The sequence below is a fragment of the Stutzerimonas nosocomialis genome (assembly GCF_005876855.1).
Classification (GTDB): Bacteria; Pseudomonadota; Gammaproteobacteria; order Pseudomonadales; family Pseudomonadaceae; genus Stutzerimonas; species Stutzerimonas nosocomialis.
Genome location: NZ_QLAE01000011.1, coordinates 62253 through 82805, shown reverse-complemented (window position 1 = coordinate 82805; position 20553 = coordinate 62253). Strand labels below are relative to the sequence as shown.

Genomic DNA, 20553 nt, shown 5'->3' with positions numbered 1-20553 from the left:
CTTTTTCTTTCCCGCGTTTCTTGAACTTAAGTCGCCGGCATCGCCTTAACATCATAATCGCCCTGAGTAACAATTTCAGCATCCGCCTTAACAAGCTCAAAAGCACAGCACCCTTTATTTAGACGGATGTTTATCTCATGCGCCTCATCCACGAGAGAGCTAATAAACTCCACCCGGATTGCGTAGTCTCCGTCAGGCAATTCGAGAGGAATAGTATCCGAAATACTACCTATTTCGATATTGCCCCCCTTAACGGTGAACGGAACTTTTATCGCCCGAACCACTTCAGAAGTTAATTCTGGCTCTCCTTCGCCGATGAAGATATTAACTTTATGATAGCCTTCCTCAACCAGCGCTCTAAAAGAAACACTTCCGACTCGCCAAGCAAATCCTTGCGTGTAGCTCCGATCACTCCAATCGTTATAAGGCTGATCGAGCGAACTTTGGAATACGCAAAATTGCGCGTACGATAAATAAAAACCCTCTACAAACTTAACCATCAGTCCACCACCTTAATCCTGACCTTATCTCCTTCGGACAATCCTCTGCAAGCATTTCCTATGCACGCGCCAGCTGCCATGTTATCTCTCGGACTGATGGGCCTAACACTCGCCCCAAGCCCGCCTTCCTTAAACATTGCTGGAGGGTACTCGTCCAACTGCTTCCCAGGGACCTTCTGCAGGCCACCAATAGACTCCTTTCTATTGTCTGGAGCACCTGGCCTATCGATCGTTAATACATCAGGGTGACCGGCTTTTTGCGCATCTGATATATGATCTGCCGCCTCCCCGTACTTCCCACGGGATATGATTACGTCTTTCGGGCCGATTCCAAGCTTTCCATCAATCTTGGTGACCAAATTCCCGCCGAGCTTACTCAGCGCAATATCCGCAGCCTGCGTTAACGCAAAGTCACCAAGACCATACCAAAGGCTCGTGTCCCCAATATGCGAATCTGGGCGGAACGACGCAAGGACCCTCTGGCCTTCAGTCGATTGATAATCCGCAAACGCACGGGCCAGCCCATCGTTAAATTGGTCAACCCCCCCCGCAACGCCTAATACAGCACCCGCGCAGCCCAAACCGAGAGTCACCCCACAAGAGCCCACTCCGCCAAGCCCTGAGAATACCGCGCCCCCAGCTCCGCCAACCACGCTGCCCCAAGCGCCCGCGTAGTACAGCTCTTCGCCATTCTTAGAGATTGCGTCAGCTAGTTTCTCACTAGAGGAATAGTTGAACAGTCCAGTCTGCTTGAGCGCTGCTTGAAACTCAGGGTAAAGAGCACCCTCGGCCTCAAGCGCGGCAAGCTGGGCATACCGTTGGTCGCTTACTGGCACCCCTTGGCTACAACGGACCAACGCACATGCAGCCGCGTCCCAGGCGCCAGCCCGCTCGGGGTCACCCAAAGCTAGCTCCTGGAGAAAGGCAGCCTCGTCGCTGTGCAGTTGCCGGTTATATTTGTCAGCTTGCGCAGCGATCATTGCCCCTTTGTCGAGGTCTTTGCCCGTTAACCCTGCGGCTACCACGCCTACAGACTGGGCAATCGCTTCACGAATTTCGTCGTTTTGCGCTATTGATTCAGAAAGTAAGCCTGAAAGCGCTTGGTTTGCGCCTGCAGCCAAGGCACCGCTTGCAAAGCCCTGCCCCATTGAGGAAGACAGCAGGCCGCCCATGGTCGCATGCATAGCTGTGCGCCCGAGCCCACCCTCTTTCCATAGATCAATAGCGGCAGCGTCTCCAGACGTAACGGCGACTTTGAGTTGTTCTGAAGCGTAATCACCGACGTACTTGAACGCAGCTGCGGAGACAATATTCGCAGCGTTGCTAAGCGCCGCTGAAGCGAGGTTATCCTTATAACTCCCGCCATAGATGGCCGTCTTTAGAGTAGCGTCCACGACCGTCTTGGTTGCAACTTGACTGACGTTTGCCCAGTTCAGGCCAAGCGCTGTGGGCTGATAGCCAAACTGCGCGCCTATGCCCGCAGTCGCCGCGCTAAACACATAGCTTTTCATAGCATCGGACGAACTAACGTCTTTCAAAACGCTCCCTAAATTGCCTTTATTGCTGATAGCGCTGTTTATAGCGGCGGTGCTAAACGTAGCTGCAACTGCAGAAGTTGTCGCTCCGCCCAAAGCAAGACCCGCCGGGCCCATGGCGACGGCCATGGCAATTGCCAATACCATTTGCGCCCCAGCCCCCAACCCCGAATGGCTGTACTTGAAGGAGTCGTGCACCTCCTTCACACGCTGCCAATCCACATCCCCGCGCTGCTCCATCTCCTTCAGCCAGGCGAGCTCCGGGTCTGCCTTGACCATCGCATCGATGGTCTGGCTCACGGTCTGCTGATTCACGTCCTTGATATCGATCTGCAGACCGTCCACCGCCTTGATAACGGTCTCGCCCTTGGCGATCAGTACGCTCTGCTGCAGGGTTTCGTCCGTAGTGCCTTTGCCCTTGGCTGATGTCCAGGCGAGGCTGTTGCTGCTCTTCTCGTGGCTTTCTTGATGTAGGTCCTTCACGCCTTCGAAAACGATGGCGCCGCCTGCGTCGAGCACCAGATCATTGCCGCTTTCCAGGCGGGCTTTCTGATAGAGCTGATCGCCTTCGCTGACGAGTGTCAGGTCGCCACCGGTGGTAATGGTGCTGCCGACGTTTCGCACGTCGGTGACCTCATCGCGTCTAGTCTTCTTGCTACCGAAGGAGCCCTTCTTCTTCATGTCGTACAGCGAGTAGTCGCTGTCCTGGGCGGCGAGCACGTCCAAGTGCCCGCCAGCATAGAGGTAGGCTTCGTTGCCTGCCTCGATCTTGCTGGCGACAAGCGTGGTGTCGGCGCCAGAGATAGAGATGAAGTCGCCGCCGGCACTGATCTCCGAGCCGATCTGGGTAACCGTATCGCGCTCGGTAGTGACTTTTTTACCGCCGCTCTTGCGGTAGGAGTCGGCGTGGTACTCATCAGCCGCCGAGGCGATTATGAGGTTTTCGTTCGCTTGCAGGACGACGTCGCCGCCGGCCTGGACCTTGCTGCCGATGATTGCCATGTCGCGCTCGGCCTGCATCAGGAGATCGCCGCCCACCTGAATGTCCGAGCCATGTTGAGTAATGCTCTGTTCGCTGCTGCGCGACTTGCGCTCGCGAATGGAATACGAGTCCTCCTCGCTCTGGCTGGCAACGACCAGATCACGTCCGGCATTGATGGAGGCATTCCCACCAGCAGAGAGTTTGCCGCCGATATTCAGCAGGTCCTGCCCTGCCGAGAGGCTCAGGCTATTACCCGCCTCGATGCTGGCGGCGCTGTCGATGAAGTCCTGGCGATAGCCGTAGTGGTTGCTGTTCTGCACCAGGTGGGTCGAGACGGTGCGCTCGTTGACGATATCGCCAGTCAGCGCAACAGCGATGACGTCCCGCCCAGCAATGATGCCGCCGGCCGCGTTCCGGATGCTCTCGGTCGCCAGCAGTTGCAGCCGGTCGTTGGCCCGCATCAGCCCACTGTTGGCGATATTTTCCGCGCTGATGTCGAGGTTCTGACTGGCACGCAGGGTGCCCTGGTTGGTCAGCTCCCCACCGGAGATGAGCGCAACATCGCGGCCCTGGATCAGCGCGCCGTTCGGTGCCAGGCGGCCTTCGGCCTGGGCCAGATATAGCACCGGGACGAGTACCGTCTCGCCCATGACCTCGTGCTCCTCCATCCAGACGATGTCATGGGTAAGCGCAGCGACCTGCTCGGCGGTAAGCGAGACACCGAGTGCAAGGCCCAAGGCGTCCTTGCTGGCGATGGCGTTGTCCATCAAGTAGCGGAACATTGCTTCGTCGCTGGTCAATCCGGCCAGGTAACGCTGGCCAGTGCGGGCGACGATGGCTTCGCGGATCAGGCGTTGCTCGTAGAGGCCATCACCGAGGCGCTTCTGCGCCACATCGGTGTCGTAGCCGAGCAGGCCAAGCAGGTAGTCCGAACTCATGAACTGCTTGAGGTCGGTGAGTGCGGGGTTGGTCTCGATGAGGTACTTGTGGCCAATGGTGGCTGGGCGGGTGGTGCCTGGCACACCCTGGACCTGGGCCAATTGCTGTTCACCGGGCAAGGGGTCGGTCATTGCACCGCCATTAGCGGCCTCGCCACTCTGGTTGTTCAAACGGAACAGACCGTTCTCACCGTGGGGTAGGCTGAAACCCGGTAAGTCCAGCGGATTGACCGCTTTTTGCTGGAGGTCTGGTGGCAGTTGGGGGTTGAGTTGGACGGTTTGGGTGGCTGCACTTACAACTGCAGTTTCGCCCCCCCGCGCACTGCCTGTAGAGGGCCGGTATCCATGGCGTATATCGCTGTTTTCAAGAGTTTGGCTTGCAGTAATGGACACATTACCGCCTGCCTGAACGACTGCGGTTCGTATCTCGCCGCCAGGGCTGACAACTTCGGTATCTCCGGACAGCGCGTAAACCGTAAATTCTCTTGGAAGCTGCGCAGTTGCCGCAGCCTCACGACTGTATTGCGAAGCTGGAATACTGTTCCCATAGTCAACACTTACATCAACGTACTGCTTGGTAACAGAATCCCTCCATGCAGTATATCTCCAACAGGTACCATCGAAGCATTCGTAATCGGTTTCAGGCAGAGCCAGCCGCACCTCACCACTCCGAGTTCTATAAATAACCCCGGGAAATTCAGCACTATAAACCCTGTTGTAAGGAATCAGCTGACCTGTTACGAAACGATATACAGTTCCATCAGTAACCGGACCACTATGAAATACACGAACCCGCTCTATCGTTCCACTGATAGCCCCTACATTGGAGAAACTGCCGGCCACAATCTCGATATCCCCAGCAGCACTGATGGTGCTTGCCTCGTTTAGAACGACATCTCCAGCCAACTTCAGATTGTTACCTGAAACAATCCATCCAGCAGGAGACTCATCTCCAAATCCACCTTCATAGATATCACGCACGATATAATCGACGGTGTACGTACTCCCACTACAATCATGGCAGTAAACACCCATCGAACTTGATACCAAAGTTCGGCTGATCCCGAATTGCTCTCTACGATTACGAATCGTCACTGCTTGTAGTGCGATATCCTGAACGCTTTCCAGAGTCGCCGAGACGTTATCGATAAGATTCGCGCTCAACCCATCGAGTCCGGCAATCGACAACCTGCCCAAGCTGTAAACATCACCATAAAAGTTGGTGAATTCAGTTGTGTTGAACTGCAGGTCCCCTCCGCTGAAAATCAAACCGCGTTCGTTTCGTATCGATCCTGCTTTGAGCCGCACCTGCTCCGCCCCACCCAAGGTCCCATAGTTGTTCAGCGTCGCGCTGCGCAGGGTGAAGTCGCCGGTAGAGGTCAGGCGGCCACGGTTGGTGGCCTGACCGGCGATGTCGATCGTCGTGATGGCGCCGCCGGCGATGCGCCCGGCGGAAGCGAGATCCAGGGCGGCGGCCGTGAGGGCGAGGTCGCCCAGACTGGTCAGCTGGCCGCTGCCACTGTAGTCGCCGGTCAGGTTCAGGCTGAGGCCGCCGTCGCTGGCGATCAGGCCGTCATTGATCCAGGTGCCGCCGGTACCGGTGAATGCGCCGGTGGCCAGCAGTTGGCCGCTGGCGGTCTGGGTGAAAGTTCCGACGTCCAGGTTGAGCCGATTGGCCTGGATGAGACCGCTGTGGGTCCAGTTGGCGGCCTGGATGTCGAGCAGGCCGTTGGTGATCAGGTTGCCGCCGCCCTGCGCGGCGAGGTGGCTCGCCAGGCCAAAGGTACCGGTGCCGACATGACGAAGGGTGCCGCCGTCATTGAGGAAGCCTTCGACACTCAGGTAGAGGTCGCCGTTCGCCGTTTCGATCAGGCCGCGCCGGTTGTCCAGGGCGCCCCCCGTCGTGCTGATCCGGGTGCTGCCCGTTTGCCCAAGCGCGCGCAGCGTGCCACCCTCGTTGGTGAGGCTGGCGGCCTGCAGGTTCAGGACGCTGGCGCTTTCGATCAGGCCCGAGGCGTTGTTCAGGGCACCGTGCAAACTGAAGTCGATCTGCCGGGCGCCGACCTGACCGGCGCTGTTATCGAACGCATCGGCCTCGAGGTGCAAGGCGTCGCGCGCATAGAGGCCGCCGCCCCTGTTGAGCAGGTCGCCAGTGACGATGCGGGTATCGCCGCCGATCGCCGAGAGATGCCCCTGGTCGTTGTCGAGGCTTCCCGCCTGGATATCGACCGCCTGCCCCTGGGCGACACCGCCCGCGTTTCCGAACAGGCCACCCGTGACGACGCTCAGCCAGCCAGCCAGGCTGTTCAGCACGCCCCCGTCGCCGTTGTCCAGGCTGGAGGCATGGAGGTCGACGTTCCCCTGCTGGCTGATGATGGTGCCGCCGCGGTTGTCCAGGGCTCCGGCCGTGGCGACCGTGACAGCGCCATGACCTTGCAGCGCGCCCTGCCGGTTATCGAGGCTGTCGGCCTCCACGCTCACTGCGCCGGCCTGGCTGAAGATGAGGCCGTCGGCACTGTTGTCCAGAGTGTCGGCCAACCGCAGCGACAGGCTATCGCGGGCACCCAGGGTGCCACCGGCACTGGCGAGGCTCGTAGCGAACAGGTCGAGCAGCCCCTGGCTGGCGATCTGGCCACCCTGGTTGTCGATCTCGCTGGCGACGAGCAGCAGGTCGCGGCCGCTGGCCAGGCGCCCGCCGCCGTTGAGCAACGAAGCGCCGAAAAGAAGGTCGAGCGTACCAGCCGCTGTAAGCCGCCCTTGGCGGTTGTCCAGCGAATCGGCACGCAGGCGCACGTTGTCCGCGCCGCCAAGCTGACCACCCGCATTGCGTATGGCTCCCGCCTCGATGGCAAGCGTACCTGCGGCGCTGAGCAGCCCGCCGTCACTGTTGTCCAGCGTGGTGTCGAGCCGCGCGACGATGTCGCCTTCACTGGAGATGATGCCGTTGTGCCGGTTGTCCAGGCCTGCTGCACGCAGCGTCTGGTTACCTTTGCTGACCAGCGCACCCTCTGCGCTGTTATCCAGGTGACCGCTGAGGTCCACGGCGAGAGAGCCGTCTCGGCTGGACAGGGTTCCGCTCTGACTGTTGTCGAGGTTGCCACCGGTGACCGTCACACCCTGCCAGCCGGAAACCAGACCGCCGCGGTTATCGAGTTGGCCAGCGTCGGACTTCAGGGTGCCCGACGCGATCAGTCGACCGCCCTGGCTGTTGTCGATACGGCCCGCAGTCACGTTCAACGCGGAGATGGTCGAAACTTCGCCGCCGCGATTGTCGAACGTGCCGACAGCATCCAGGCTCACCGGGCCCTTGCCGTGGATCAGACCGCCACGGTTATCCAGCGCACCACCGTTGAGCTGCAGGCTTACCGCCGCTTCGCCGATCAGCCGCCCGCCCACCTGGGCCATTTCGCCGAGATCGGCAGTCAGATCGCCGCGGGCCGAGACCTCGCCACCGTTGCTGGAATCCAGACGGCCTGCCTTGAGGTCCAGCGCACCGTCGCTGACAAGGAGGCCTTCGTCGCGGTTGTCGACCTGGCCAGTCACCTGGGCCGACACCTTGCTGCCACTGACCAGGCCGCCCCGGTTGTCCAGCGAATCGGTCACCAGACTCGCCTGCCCCTGTGCCACGACACGCCCCTGTTCGCGGTTGTCCAACGTTGCGGCGGTGATCGCCAGATCGCCGAGGGCAATGATGTCTCCGCCGCGGTTATCCAGGTCGATACCACCCACGTCGGCGTTGCCACGGCTCTGCACCAGGCCGGCACGGTTGTCCAGTTGAGCGGCCGAGACGCTGACTTGCTGGCTACCGAGCACGCGGCCTTGCTGGTTGTTCAGGGTGCCGGCATCGATACGGGCCGTGGCGGCGCTCAGCGTTCCGCCCTGATTATCCAGCGTCCGGGCATTGGCCTCGAGCACGCGGCCGGCGACCAGAGTGCCGCTGTTGCGGATGTTCTGCGCATCGAGGGTCATGTCCGCACTGGCGTTGCGGCTGTTGTCCGGATTGACGCCGGCTTCGACGATGCCCTCGTTGATCAGCGCCTGCGCCTGCAACGTCACGCTGCCACCCGCAGCGAGGCTCTGGCTGTTGGCCAGGCTGTCGCGGGCCGTGATCCGGGCGGCGCCACCAGCGTAGGTGTCGGCGTTGAGCTCGACCTGCTGCGCGGCGATCTGCAGCGCATTGCTCGCCGCGGTTCGGCCCAGGCTCAGTTTGCCATTGGCATCGATCCGAATATCCCCGGCACTGGCCGCCATGTCGCCGGCCAGCTTCACACCCACGCCCGCCTCGGTGCCGACCAGGCGAATCGCACCGGCATACATGCCGCCGAGCGCGGAGCTGTCGATGGCCAGCATCGGCTTGTCGCCGGCATCCGGCGCCTTGGCGGTGGCGCTCAGATCGTCTGCCTTGACCTCGTTGCGCCCGGTGATGACGTTCAGTGCGTTGGCGTGCAGTTCGGCGTTGATCCTGGCGCTGCGGGTGATGAGGTCGAACTGGTCGACGTTGCTCGCATTCAGCCCCTGCCCTTCGATGGTGATGCTGCCGCCTTCGACGTCGAAGCGATCGAGCCGGCCTCCTTCGATCACCGGCGTGCCGGTGCTCAGCGTCGCACGAGGCGTGTTGATGAAGCCGCAGCCGTCGCAGGTGATGCCGTGGGGGTTGGCGACGATCACATGGGCGGATTTGCCGGCCACTTCCGTGTAGCCCTGCAGGCGGCTCGCGTTGCTGCCGGTGACCTCGTTGAGAATCATGCCGGCCGCGCGGCCATTGAGGTTCGGGTTGCCGAGGATGATGCCGCCCAGCTGAGTCGCCTGGGTGCGGTCGGTGGCGTTGTTGAGGATCAGCCCCTGCTGGCCGACGTTGTAGTCGGTGAACCGGTTGTGCGACAGCCCGTTGCCGTTGGGCGCGGCGATGTTCACCACCGGCACGCCGTTGCGCGCCTCACCCACCGTCACCCCACTTCCGGAGGCGGCTGTCAGCTCGGCCGCGGTGCTGACGATGGGGTTGAGGAACATCACGCCTGCCAGTACCGCGGCGATGTTCTGGAAGAGGGGGCTGCGCACGTCCATGTGAGACTCCGGCTTGGCTAGATCAAGAATTCGAGGAAGCGTTACTGCTCAAGGCCCGCCGCAGGTGGCGGGACGTATCAGAAAAACAGGTCGACGCGGAAATACACCGGCCGCTCGCGCTCGGTGATCACATCGGGGCGCTCGAGTGAGTGCGCGAAGGTCAGCGAGGTCGCCACATGCGCACCACGGGCGCTCAACTCCAGTGCGTGGCCCGAGAGCCGACCATGGCGGTCCGGATTGTGGCGCCCGCCGTGGATCACCCCGACGTCATAGGCATAGGCCAGACCGTATTCCTGGAGGAACGGGCGCAGCGGCGCCCAGCCGATCGCACGGCGCCAACGCACCTGGTTGCGCCAGTAGCCACCGGTATCGCCGGAGAGCGACTGCTCCTTGAAGCCGCGCACCGAGGCGAGGCCGCCGACGCTGATGCGCTGGGGGCTGTAGAGCACGTCTTCGCTCTTCTGGCCGTTGAGCAGGGTGTCGACGGTGAAGGACTCGCCACCCAGCTGGAACGGCAGCATGGCACTGAGGGTGAGGGTGTACTTGTGATAGCCGGCGTCGGGCTCGCCGGGGTACGGATCGCCCCGGCGCTGCGCATCGAAGGCACCGATGCCGTGCAGCCAGCCAACGTCCAGGTTGACGAAGGCGCTACCGATCCGGCGGCCATGGTTGAAGCCCAGTTGCATTTCGGAGAGGCGCTGGCTGGAAACGTCCAGCAGGCTGTTCTCGATGTAGTTGCGGGTACGCAGATGGGCCAGGCCGACGTTGACTGCGGTCTTGCTCAGGCTGTCGCGGTGCAGGACGCGCTCGGCGCCCAGCTGGTGGCTCTTGCTCTCGCCATCGAGTTCGAAGACGAAACCGCCTCCGTCGCTCTGGGTACGGTAGTAGCTCTGGTTGTAGCCATAGCTGAAGGTCCACCAGCCATAAGGAAGGGTGTAGAACAGCCCCTGGTTGGCCGAATGACGATGCTGGTCGCTGACCGCATCGCCACCAGCGCGCAGGCTCAGCTGGTCGGCCAGGCCCAGCGGGCTGTCCCAGTCCAGACCGAGCCCCCACTGCTGTTCGCCGGTGCTTTTCTCGCCATTGTTGTGACGGTTGAAGCTCACCCGCCAGGGCTTGAGTGGCTCGCCCTGCAACTGTACACGGCTGCCGCCTACCTCATCCCCGGGCAGCAGCTCGAGTTGCGCCGGACGGGACGGCAAACGGTTGAGCTGGTCGACCAGTTGCTCCAGCTCACGCAGGTTGACGATCTGGCCGGTGCGGCCGGGAAAGGCCATGGCCAGTTCGCGATCACTGGCGATGGCCGATGAATCGAGCCCTTCCAGGGCGCCTTCGACAACCAGCACCTCCAGCTCGCCATCGGACATGTCCTGCTGCGGCAGGTAGGCGCGGGAGGTGACGTGGCCCTGGTCGATGTAGAACTGGGTGACGGCCTTGAGCAGGGCGTTGAGCTGGTTCGCACCCAGGCACTGGCCGCTGAACGGAGCCAGCACCGACGCCTGTTGCGCGTCGGAGAGACGGGTGGCGCCCTGGAGGCGGATGGTGCGGATCTCGAAGCAGCGCTCATCCTCGACCGGCTGCGTCGGCTCCAGCTGCAGTTCGCGGCCCGGCAACTGCTGCAATTCCTCGAGACGCCGACGCTGCTCTTCGAGCAGACGCTCCTGGCGGTCGCGGATGAGGTCACGCTCACCGGGCGACGGCAACGTGCCGGGAGCGACCTGGCCGGAGACGGCCTCGGACAACGAAAACAGCACCGCAGCGAACATCAGCTTGCGCATCGCAACCAGTCCTTGGTTTGGTATTCGGGAAAGCGCGCAATGATGGCGTTATGCCGCGACAGCGGCAACGGCCGAGCATCGCCTTAGCCACCCTGCAGCGCCAAGCGAATCACATTTTTCGAAATTGGCTCGGGTGCCTGGGGAACTATTGGGAGAGAGCGCTTTTGGGATCGCTGTAGGCGCTTTATGGACAAGTAGACTCGCATGCCGGCCCATTCACTGTGGGAGCGAATTTGCACAAACCCGGCCGTTGCGGGCCCGATCGCTCTGGGAGTGAACTCATATCAGGCACCTTCTTTGGTAGGAATGAAATCGCATGGCGAGCCCAACCACTGAGGGAGCGGTGATCGTCTAGATACCACGCCCTTTCCTTGCTGGGTAAAGGACGGGCCGGACGCCCGTGACCTACCACCTCAACAAGACCGGACCCCGTTCCTCTCGCTTGCTGAGCTTTGCGCCTCACCTCATGTCAGTGACAGCATTTCTCCAGACACAAAAAAGCCGACCCCAGGGTCGGCTTTCTCATTCACCCGTCGATCAGACCTTGGCGCGCTCGTAGCGCTTGCGGTCGTTCTCGTTGAGCAGCTTCTTGCGCAGGCGGATGGACTTGGGGGTCACTTCCACCAGCTCGTCGTCGGCGATGAATTCCAGCGCCTGCTCCAGGGTGAAGCGGATCGGCGGAACCAGGGCGATGACTTCGTCCTTGCCCGAAGCGCGCATGTTGTCGAGCTTCTTGCCTTTGGTGGGGTTGATCACCAGGTCGTTGTCGCGGCTGTTGATGCCGGCCAGCTGGCCTTCGTAGATCTCGTCGCCAGGGCCGAGGAACAGCTTGCCGCGGCTCTGCAGGGTTTCCAGCGAGTAGGTCAGCGCGGTACCGGTGGCCATCGAGACCAGCACGCCGTTCTGGCGGTTGGTCACTTCGCCGGCCTTGATCGGGCCGTAGTGGCTGAAGGTCGAGGTCAGGATGCCGGTGCCCGAGGTCAGGGTCAGAAAGTTGTTGCGGAAGCCGATCAGGCCGCGCGCCGGGATGGTGTACTCCAGGCGCACGCGGCCCTTGCCGTCGGGGATCATGTTGGACAGATCGCCCTTGCGCAGGCCCATCTGCTCCATCACCGAGCCCTGATGCTGCTCTTCGATGTCGATGGTGACGTTCTCGTACGGCTCCTGTTTCTCGCCGGCCTCGTTCTCGATGATGACCACTTCCGGACGGCCCACGGCCAGTTCGAAGCCTTCGCGGCGCATGGTCTCTATCAGTACGGACAGGTGCAGTTCACCGCGGCCCGACACCTTGAACTTCTCCGGGGAATCGCCCTGCTCGACGCGCAGCGCGACGTTGTGCAGCAGCTCCTTCTCCAGACGGTCCTTGATGTTGCGGCTGGTGACGAACTTGCCTTCCTTGCCGGCGAACGGCGAGTCGTTGACCTGGAAGGTCATGCTCACGGTCGGCTGGTCGACGGTCAGCGGTGGCAGTGCTTCGACGGCCTGCGGGTCGCACAGGGTGTCGGAGATGAACAACTCGTCCATGCCGCTGACGCAGACGATGTCGCCCGCCTCGGCTTCGGCCACTTCCACGCGCTGCAGGCCGTGGTGACCCATGATCTTGAGGATGCGGCCGTTACGCTTGTTGCCCTTGGCGTCGACGGCGACCACCGGGGTGTTGGATTTGATCTTGCCGCGGGCGATGCGGCCGATGCCGATCACGCCGAGGAAGCTGTTGTAGTCCAGCTGGGAGATCTGCATCTGGAACGGGCCGTTGGAGTCGACGACCGGTGCCGGGACGTGGTCGATGATCGCCTGGAACAGGGCGTCCATGTTGTCGTCCATCTTCTCGTGGTCCATGCCGGCGATGCCGTTCAGGGCGCTGGCGTAGACGATCGGGAAGTCGAGCTGCTCGTCGGTGGCGCCGAGGTTGTCGAACAGGTCGAAGATCTGGTCGATGACCCAGTCAGGGCGCGCGCCGGGACGGTCGATCTTGTTCACCACCACGATCGGACGCAGGCCGGCCTTGAAGGCCTTCTGGGTCACGAAGCGGGTCTGCGGCATGGGGCCGTCCTGGGCGTCGACCACCAGCAGCACGGAGTCGACCATGCTCATCACGCGCTCCACCTCGCCACCGAAGTCGGCGTGGCCGGGGGTGTCGACGATGTTGATGCTGTAGTCCTTCCACTTCAGCGCGGTGTTCTTGGCCAGGATGGTGATGCCACGTTCCTTTTCCTGGTCGTTGGAGTCCATCACGCGCTCGCTTTCGGCTTCCTTGCGGTCAAGGGTGCCGGACAGCTTGAGCAGCTTGTCGACGAGGGTGGTCTTGCCATGGTCGACGTGGGCGATGATGGCGATGTTGCGTAGATTCTCGATCACTGTGTGTTTCCTAAATGAAAGCTGGAAGCTTGAAGCTGAAAGCTAGAAGTAAAGACAGAAATATAAAGGCCAGCATCGGGGGGCTGCTTGCGGCGGATGATGACGCAATTGGCAGGACGATTGCTCATGGCTTCCCGCTTCCCGCTTCAGGCTTCGAGCTCGCAGGTCGATAGACCCGCACGTTCTGATGCCCTTCGCTCACCAGGTGATGAGCATGCAGGCGGCTCATGACACCTTTATCGCAGTACAGCAGGTACTGGCGGTTTTCATCCAGCTCCTTGAAGCGGCTGTTGAGCGCGTAGAAAGGCACCGGTTGTACTTCGATGCCCGGCAGCTGGAGGGGTTCGTCCTCGGTGCTGTCGGGGTGACGAATGTCGAGGATCACCTGCCCGGGCAGCGCTTCGCGCACTTCCTCGATCGGCAGGTCCTTGCCCAGTTCGTCGATCACCCGGTCGATGGACACCTGGCGGGCGTTGTCCAGCGCATGCTGGAGAATCGCCATGTCGAACTGCTTTTCTTCGTATTCGATGCGGGCCCGCTTGGCGCGGGTGGTCGGATTGACCGAGATGACCCCGCAGTACTCGGGCATGTGGCGGGCGAATTCGGCCGTGCCGATGGCGGTCGCGGTGTCGATGATGTCCTGCTTGTGGCTGGCGACCAGCGGACGCAGCACCAGCATGTCGGTCGCCGAGTCGATCACCGAGAGGTTGGGCAGCGTCTGGCTGGAGACCTGGGAAATCGCCTCGCCGGTGACCAGCGCGTCGATCTGCAGGCGCTCGGCGACCTGCGTCGCGGCGCGCAGCATCATGCGCTTGAGGACCACGCCCATCTGGCTGTTGTCGACCTTCTCGAGAATCTCGCCGACCACTTCCTCGAACGGCACGCTGATGAACAGCACACGGTGGGAGCTGCCGAACTTCTTCCACAGATAGTGGGCGACTTCCATCACGCCCAGCTCATGGGCGCGCCCGCCCAGGTTGAAGAAGCAGAAATGGGTCAGCAGGCCGCGGCTCATCATCTGATAGGCCGCCACGGTCGAGTCGAAACCGCCGGACATCAGTACCAGGGTCTGCTCCAGCGCGCCCAGCGGATAGCCGCCGACGCTGTCGTGCTGGCGATGAACGACGAACAGGCGCTGGTCGCGAATCTCCATGCGCACCTGCACCTCGGGCTCCTTGAGCGAGATGCCCGCGGCCCCGCACTGCTGGCGCAGCTGGCTGCCGACGTGGCGCTCGACGTCCATCGAGCTGAAGGGGTGCTTGCCGGCGCGCTTGCAGCGCACCGCGAAGATCTTGCCGGGCAGACGGTCGGCGTAATACGCCTTGCACTTCTCGACGATGTCGTCGAGGTCGCCCAGCGGATATTCGTGCACTTCCAGGAAATGGCCGATGCCCGGCGTGCAGCGCAGCCGCTCGATCATCTCGCGCAGCGTCCTGGGCTCGGTGACAGCGGTTTCCACCTCGAGGTTGTCCCACTCGCCGTCCACCGAGAGCGCGGGATCGAGATCACGCAGCACGGCACGGATGTTCTTCGCCAGCTGGCGAATGAACCGCTTGCGCACGGGCCGGCTCTTGATGGTGATTTCGGGGAAAACCTTGACGATCAGCTTCATGGGGAAACAGAAGGCGTCTGCACGACGAAAAAAGAGGGGGGCGGAGTATAGCGGAAAGTGATCAACCTTTAATCAACTTTCATCAGCGGGTCAGCAACGCACCATTTAAGAACAAAAATGCAGAATTACGCACTAATACAGTGCATATGCGGAGCCTTTATGGGGCTGCCTGCCGCGTTCCAGCCCGTTTTAGCGGGCTCGGACCCAACCTTGGGCACTGGCATGCAATTTGCTCCCTTGTGAGGCAGGTTGCCTTGGCGGAACATCCCGCCGGCTTCATCCTGATTCGGAAGCTCTGCCATGCTTCCACCACTTGGAGAAAACCATGTCGAAGTCGCTTCAACTGATCAAAGATTACGATGTGAAGTGGATTGATCTGCGCTTCACGGACACCAAAGGCAAGCAGCAGCACGTGACCATGCCGGCTCGCGACGCCGACGACGATTTCTTCGAGCACGGCAAGATGTTCGACGGTTCCTCCATCGCTGGCTGGAAGGGCATCGAAGCCTCCGACATGATCCTGATGCCGGACGACAGCACCGCGGTGCTGGACCCGTTCACCGAAGAGCCGACCCTGATCCTGGTCTGCGACATCATCGAGCCTTCGACCATGCAGGGCTACGAGCGCGACCCGCGCGGCATCGCCAAGCGCGCCGAGGAATTCCTCAAGTCGACCGGCATCGGCGACACCGTATTCGTCGGCCCGGAGCCGGAGTTCTTCATCTTCGACGAAGTGAAGTTCAAGTCCGACATCTCCGGCTCGATGTTCAAGATCTTCTCCGAGCAGGCTTCCTGGAACACCGATGCCGACATCGACGGCGGCAACAAGGGCCACCGTCCGGGCGTCAAGGGCGGCTACTTCCCGGTACCGCCGGTCGATCACGACCACGAAATCCGTACCGCCATGTGCAACGCCCTGGAAGAAATGGGCCTGGTCGTGGAAGTTCACCACCATGAAGTGGCGACTGCCGGCCAGAACGAAATCGGCGTGAAGTTCAACACGCTGGTGGCCAAGGCCGACGAAGTCCAGACCCTCAAGTACTGCGTGCACAACGTCGCCGACGCCTACGGCAAGACCGTGACCTTCATGCCCAAGCCGCTTTATGGCGACAACGGCTCGGGCATGCACGTGCACATCTCGATCTCCAAGGACGGCAAGAACACCTTCGCCGGTGAAGGCTATGCCGGCCTGTCCGATACCGCCCTGTACTTCATCGGCGGCATCATCAAGCACGGCAAGGCGCTGAACGGCTTCACCAACCCGTCGACCAACTCCTACAAGCGTCTGGTCCCGGGCTTCGAAGCACCGGTGATGCTGGCCTACTCGGCCCGTAACCGTTCCGCCTCGATCCGCATCCCGTACGTGTCGAGCCCGAAGGCCCGCCGCATCGAGGCGCGTTTCCCGGATCCGGCTGCCAACCCCTACCTGGCCTTCGCTGCCCTGCTGATGGCCGGCCTGGACGGTATCCAGAACAAGATCCACCCCGGCGATGCCGCCGACAAGAACCTGTACGACCTGCCGCCGGAAGAAGCGGCCAACATCCCGCAGGTTTGCGGCAGCCTGAAGGAAGCCCTGGAATCCCTGGACGCCGACCGCGCGTTCCTGACCAAGGGCGGCGTGTTCACCGACGAGTTCATCGACGCCTACATCGAGCTGAAGGCGGCCGAGGAAATCAAGGTCCGCACCTTCGTACACCCGCTCGAATACGACCTGTACTACAGCGTCTGATCCCGGCGGCACACGCGTGACGAGAGGCCTCCTTCGGGAGGCCTCTTTCGTTTGCGCCGGACAACGGGCACGGGCTCACACCGCCATGTCGTTGCGCTTGCCAGCGAACGGTGCCGGTGCAATCTTAGCCACTCACCTCGACGGGAGACCGGACATGCGCGCCCTGCTCGCCAGCCTGATGCTGCTCGCGGCCCTGCCAGCCGCGGCACAGATCTACAAATACACGGATGCCAACGGCAACACGGTCTTCACCAACCAGCCGCCGGACGGCGTGAGCGCGGAGTCGGTCGAGCTGCCGCCCACCAATACCGTCGACATCAAGACCCCCGCCCCGCCGCCACCGCTGCCATCGGACAGCGAGAGGGCCAAGGCCGCCGCGCCCTACTCGCAGCTGGCGCTGGTCGGCATTCCGGACGAGGAAGCGCTGCGCGCCAACAACGGCACCTTCAGCGTCGGCGTATCGCTCGAGCCCGCACTTCGCCCGGGCCACAGCCTGCGCCTGCTGCTCGACGGGCAACCCTACGGACAACCGAGCAACGTGCCGATGCTGCAGCTGGTCAACGTCGATCGCGGTGAGCACAGCCTGGCCGTCGAGGTGCTGGCTGACGGCCGTTCGATCCAGCAGAGCGCGCCGGAGACCTTCACCATCCAGCGGGTCAACACCAGCAGCCCGGCGCTGCGCCCGAAACCGACACCGCCCGCGCCTCCCAAGAAAGGGCCGTGACTCCCATGCGTCGTCTGCTTCTGTGCCTGATGCTGTTCAGCCCGTTGGCCCTGGCCCAGGTCTATACCTACATCGACCAGGACGGCAATCGGGTCTTCACCGACCAGCCGACCAAGGGGGCAAAGGTCATCGAACTGACGCCGCCCAACGCCATGCCGGCACCGCAGACGCGCCGCCTCTCGCCGCCACCCCAGGCGGCCGACAAAAAGCCCGAACCGGCGCTGCCCTATGGGCTGCTGCGGATTCTGGTGCCCAGCCCGGACGCGACGATCAACAACAACGCCGGCGACCTGATCGTGACCGCCACCAGCGATCCCGCCCTGCAGGAAGGCCATGCCTACCGCCTGATCCTCGACGGGCAGGTCAGCGGATCGCCCGGCCGCAGCCCGGTTTTCGCCCTTAGCAACATCGATCGCGGCACCCACCACATCTCGGTCGAGATCATCGACCAGGGCGGACGCATCCTGGAAAAGACGCCCAACCAGCCCTTCCACATGAGGCGCGTCTCGCTGGCCCAGAAGCGCATAGTCAATCCTTGCAAGAAGGATGATTACGGCGTGCGACCCGAATGTCCGATCAAGGACAAGCCCAAGGACAAAGGCGGCATGAGCATCCTGCCCTTTTTCTGATCGTCGCCCGCACTTTATTGGTGCAACTGCTTGCTTTCCCGCCTTTCAAACACCATTTTGGTTCAGCGCGCGCTTTGAGGGGCGCCGCGCTACGCAGGCCTGCGCCGCTATGGCGCGCTTTGGTTTGCTTCTTGCATTTCATGCTCATCCACCGAATGCAGACAAGCCATGATCAACGACGCCCTACAGAGCCTGCTGCTGGAGAATCTCACCACGGCGACGCTGCTGCTCAACTCCAAGCTGCGCCTGGAGTACATGAACCCGGCCGCCGAGATGCTGCTGGCGGTGAGCGGACAGCGTAGCCACGGTCAGTTCATCAGCGAGCTGTTCACCGAGTCGCCCGAAGCCCTGGCCGCGCTGCGCCAGGCCGTGCAGGAGGCCCACCCGTTCACCAAGCGCGAGGCGGTGCTGAGTTCGGGAAACGGCAACAGCCTGACCGTGGACTATGCGGTGACGCCGATTCTCGGCCGCCGGGAAACCATGCTGCTGCTCGAAGTGCATCCCCGCGACCGACTGCTGCGCATCACCAAGGAAGAAGCCCAGCTGTCCAAGCAGGAAACCACCAAGATGCTGGTGCGCGGCCTGGCCCACGAGATCAAGAACCCGCTGGGTGGCATCCGGGGCGCCGCGCAACTGCTCGCCCGAGAGCTGCCCGACGAACAATTGCGCGACTACACCGAAGTGATCATCGAAGAGGCCGACCGCCTGCGTAACCTGGTCGACCGCATGCTCGGTTCGAACAAACTGCCGTCGCTGTCGATGACCAACATCCACGAAGTGCTCGAGCGCGTCGCCAACCTGATCGAAGCCGAGTGCCAGGGTGGCCTCATTTTGGTGCGCGACTACGACCCGAGCATTCCCGAAGTCCTGATGGATCGCGAGCAGATGATCCAGGCGGTGCTCAACATCGTGCGCAACGCCATGCAGGCGCTGGCCAGCCAGAGCGACCTGGGGCTCGGCCGCATCACGCTGCGCACCCGCACCCTGCGCCAGTTCACCATCGGCCATATCCGCCACCGGCTGGTGACCCGCATCGAGATCCAGGACAACGGGCCGGGCATCCCGGCCGAGCTGCAGAACACCCTCTTCTATCCGATGGTCAGTGGCCGCCCCGACGGCACCGGGCTCGGCCTGGCCATAACCCAGAACATCATCAGTCAGCACCAGGGTCTGATCGAGTGTGAGAGCCATCCCGGCCATACCACCTTCTCGGTCTTCCTGCCGCTCGAACAAGGAGCCCTCGCCCCATGAGCCGAAGCGAAACCGTCTGGATCGTAGATGACGACCGCTCCATCCGCTGGGTACTGGAGAAAGCCTTGCAGCAGGAGGGCATGACCACCCAGAGCTTCGACAGCGCCGACGGCGTGCTCGGCCGCCTGGCGCGCCAGCAGCCGGACGTGATCATTTCCGACATCCGCATGCCGGGCGCCAGCGGCCTCGACCTGCTGGCGCAGATCCGCGAGCACTACCCGCGCCTGCCCGTGATCATCATGACGGCCCATTCGGACCTCGACAGCGCGGTGGCTTCCTACCAGGGCGGCGCTTTCGAATACCTGCCCAAGCCGTTCGACGTCGACGAGGCGGTCTCGCTGGTCAAGCGCGCCAACCAGCACGCCCAGGAACAGCAGGGCCTCCAGGCGCCCGCCGACCTGCACCGCACCCCCGAGATCATCGGCGAGGCGCCGGCGATGCAGGAGGTGTTCCGCGCCATCGGACGCCTGTCGCATTCCAACATCACGGTGCTGATCAACGGCGAATCGGGCACCGGCAAGGAGCTGGTCGCCCACGCCCTGCATCGTCACAGCCCGCGCGCCGCATCGCCCTTCATCGCCCTGAACATGGCCGCGATCCCGAAGGACCTGATGGAGTCGGAGCTGTTCGGCCACGAGAAAGGCGCCTTCACCGGCGCCGCCAACCAGCGCCGCGGCCGTTTCGAACAGGCCGACGGTGGCACCCTGTTCCTCGACGAGATCGGCGACATGCCGGCCGACACCCAGACCCGCCTGCTGCGCGTGCTGGCCGACGGGGAGTTCTACCGGGTCGGCGGGCACACGCCGGTGAAGGTCGACGTGCGCATCATCGCCGCCACCCACCAGAACCTCGAAGGGCTGGTGCAGGCGGGCAAGTTCCGCGAAGACCTGTTCCATCGTCTGAACGTCATCCGCATCCACATCCCGCGCCTGGCGGACCGCCGCGAGGACATCCCGGCGCTGGCCCGGCACTTCCTCGCCAGCGCCGCCCAGGAGCTGTCGGTCGAACCCAAGCTGCTCAAGCCGCAGACCGAAGACTACATGCGCCACCTGCCCTGGCCGGGCAACGTCCGCCAGCTGGAAAACACCTGCCGCTGGATCACCGTGATGGCCTCCGGCCGCGAAGTGCACGTCGACGACCTGCCGCCGGAACTGCTCAGTCAGCCGGCCGACGCGCAGCCGGCGAACAACTGGGAGCAGGCGTTGCGCCACTGGGCCGATCAGGCCCTGGCGCGCGGCCAGTCCAACCTGCTCGACGAGGCGGTGCCGGCCTTCGAGCGGATCATGATCGAGACCGCCCTCAAGCACACCGCCGGGCGGCGGCGCGACGCGGCGATCCTGCTCGGCTGGGGGCGCAACACCCTGACCCGCAAGATCAAGGAACTGGGCATGCGCATCGACGGGGCCGACGACGAGGAAGGCGACGACGCCTGACCACCCTGCGAAAAAGCCCG

At 62.6% G+C, this 20553-nt stretch carries 10 protein-coding genes; 5 read left to right on the top strand and 5 right to left on the bottom strand.

Annotated elements, in window-relative coordinates:
• Positions 1-26: 26 nt before the first annotated feature.
• The 5 genes from comJ to thiI form a co-directional block, all read right to left on the bottom strand.
• Entirely contained in the window at positions 27-500 is a 474-nt protein-coding gene (gene comJ, locus DN824_RS09255) for a competence protein ComJ (RefSeq protein WP_138408069.1), read from the bottom strand.
• Complete coding sequence (locus DN824_RS09250) at positions 500-9019, bottom strand: two-partner secretion domain-containing protein (protein ID WP_138408068.1); 8520 nt, start codon at positions 9017-9019, stop codon at positions 500-502. Before DN824_RS09250 ends, comJ begins: the two co-directional genes overlap by 1 nt.
• 77 nt (positions 9020-9096) lie before the next feature.
• Positions 9097-10797, bottom strand: coding sequence for a ShlB/FhaC/HecB family hemolysin secretion/activation protein (locus DN824_RS09245; protein ID WP_414718409.1), 1701 nt, complete (start codon positions 10795-10797; stop codon positions 9097-9099).
• A 537-nt stretch (positions 10798-11334) separates the two neighbouring features.
• Entirely contained in the window at positions 11335-13155 is a 1821-nt protein-coding gene (gene typA / locus DN824_RS09240; RefSeq protein ID WP_138408067.1) for a translational GTPase TypA, read from the bottom strand.
• A gap of 124 nt (positions 13156-13279) precedes the next feature.
• The gene (gene thiI, locus DN824_RS09235; protein WP_138408066.1) at positions 13280-14767 is read right to left on the bottom strand and encodes a tRNA uracil 4-sulfurtransferase ThiI; all 1488 of its coding nucleotides are present in this window, start codon (positions 14765-14767) and stop codon (positions 13280-13282) included.
• 325 nt (positions 14768-15092) lie between these two features.
• Here thiI and glnA point away from each other — a divergent pair, with 325 nt between their 5' ends.
• The 5 genes from glnA (at position 15093) to ntrC (ending at position 20533) form a co-directional block, all read left to right on the top strand.
• A complete protein-coding gene (gene glnA, locus DN824_RS09230; RefSeq protein WP_138408065.1) occupies positions 15093-16496 on the top strand; it encodes a glutamate--ammonia ligase in 1404 nt (467 codons plus the stop codon).
• 154 nt (positions 16497-16650) lie between these two features.
• Positions 16651-17220 carry a DUF4124 domain-containing protein gene (locus DN824_RS09225; RefSeq protein WP_138408064.1) on the top strand — a complete coding sequence of 190 codons (570 nt, stop codon included), beginning with the start codon at positions 16651-16653 and terminating at the stop codon, positions 17218-17220.
• A 5-nt stretch (positions 17221-17225) separates the two neighbouring features.
• Positions 17226-17849, top strand: coding sequence for a DUF4124 domain-containing protein (locus DN824_RS09220; protein WP_138408063.1), 624 nt, complete (start codon positions 17226-17228; stop codon positions 17847-17849).
• Between the two features lie 168 nt (positions 17850-18017).
• Entirely contained in the window at positions 18018-19100 is a 1083-nt protein-coding gene (gene glnL, locus DN824_RS09215) for a nitrogen regulation protein NR(II) (protein WP_138408062.1), read from the top strand.
• Positions 19097-20533: a nitrogen regulation protein NR(I) gene (ntrC, locus tag DN824_RS09210; protein ID WP_138408061.1), complete on the top strand. Its 1437-nt coding sequence runs from the start codon at positions 19097-19099 to the stop codon at positions 20531-20533. Before glnL ends, ntrC begins: the two co-directional genes overlap by 4 nt.
• Positions 20534-20553 lie beyond the last annotated feature (20 nt).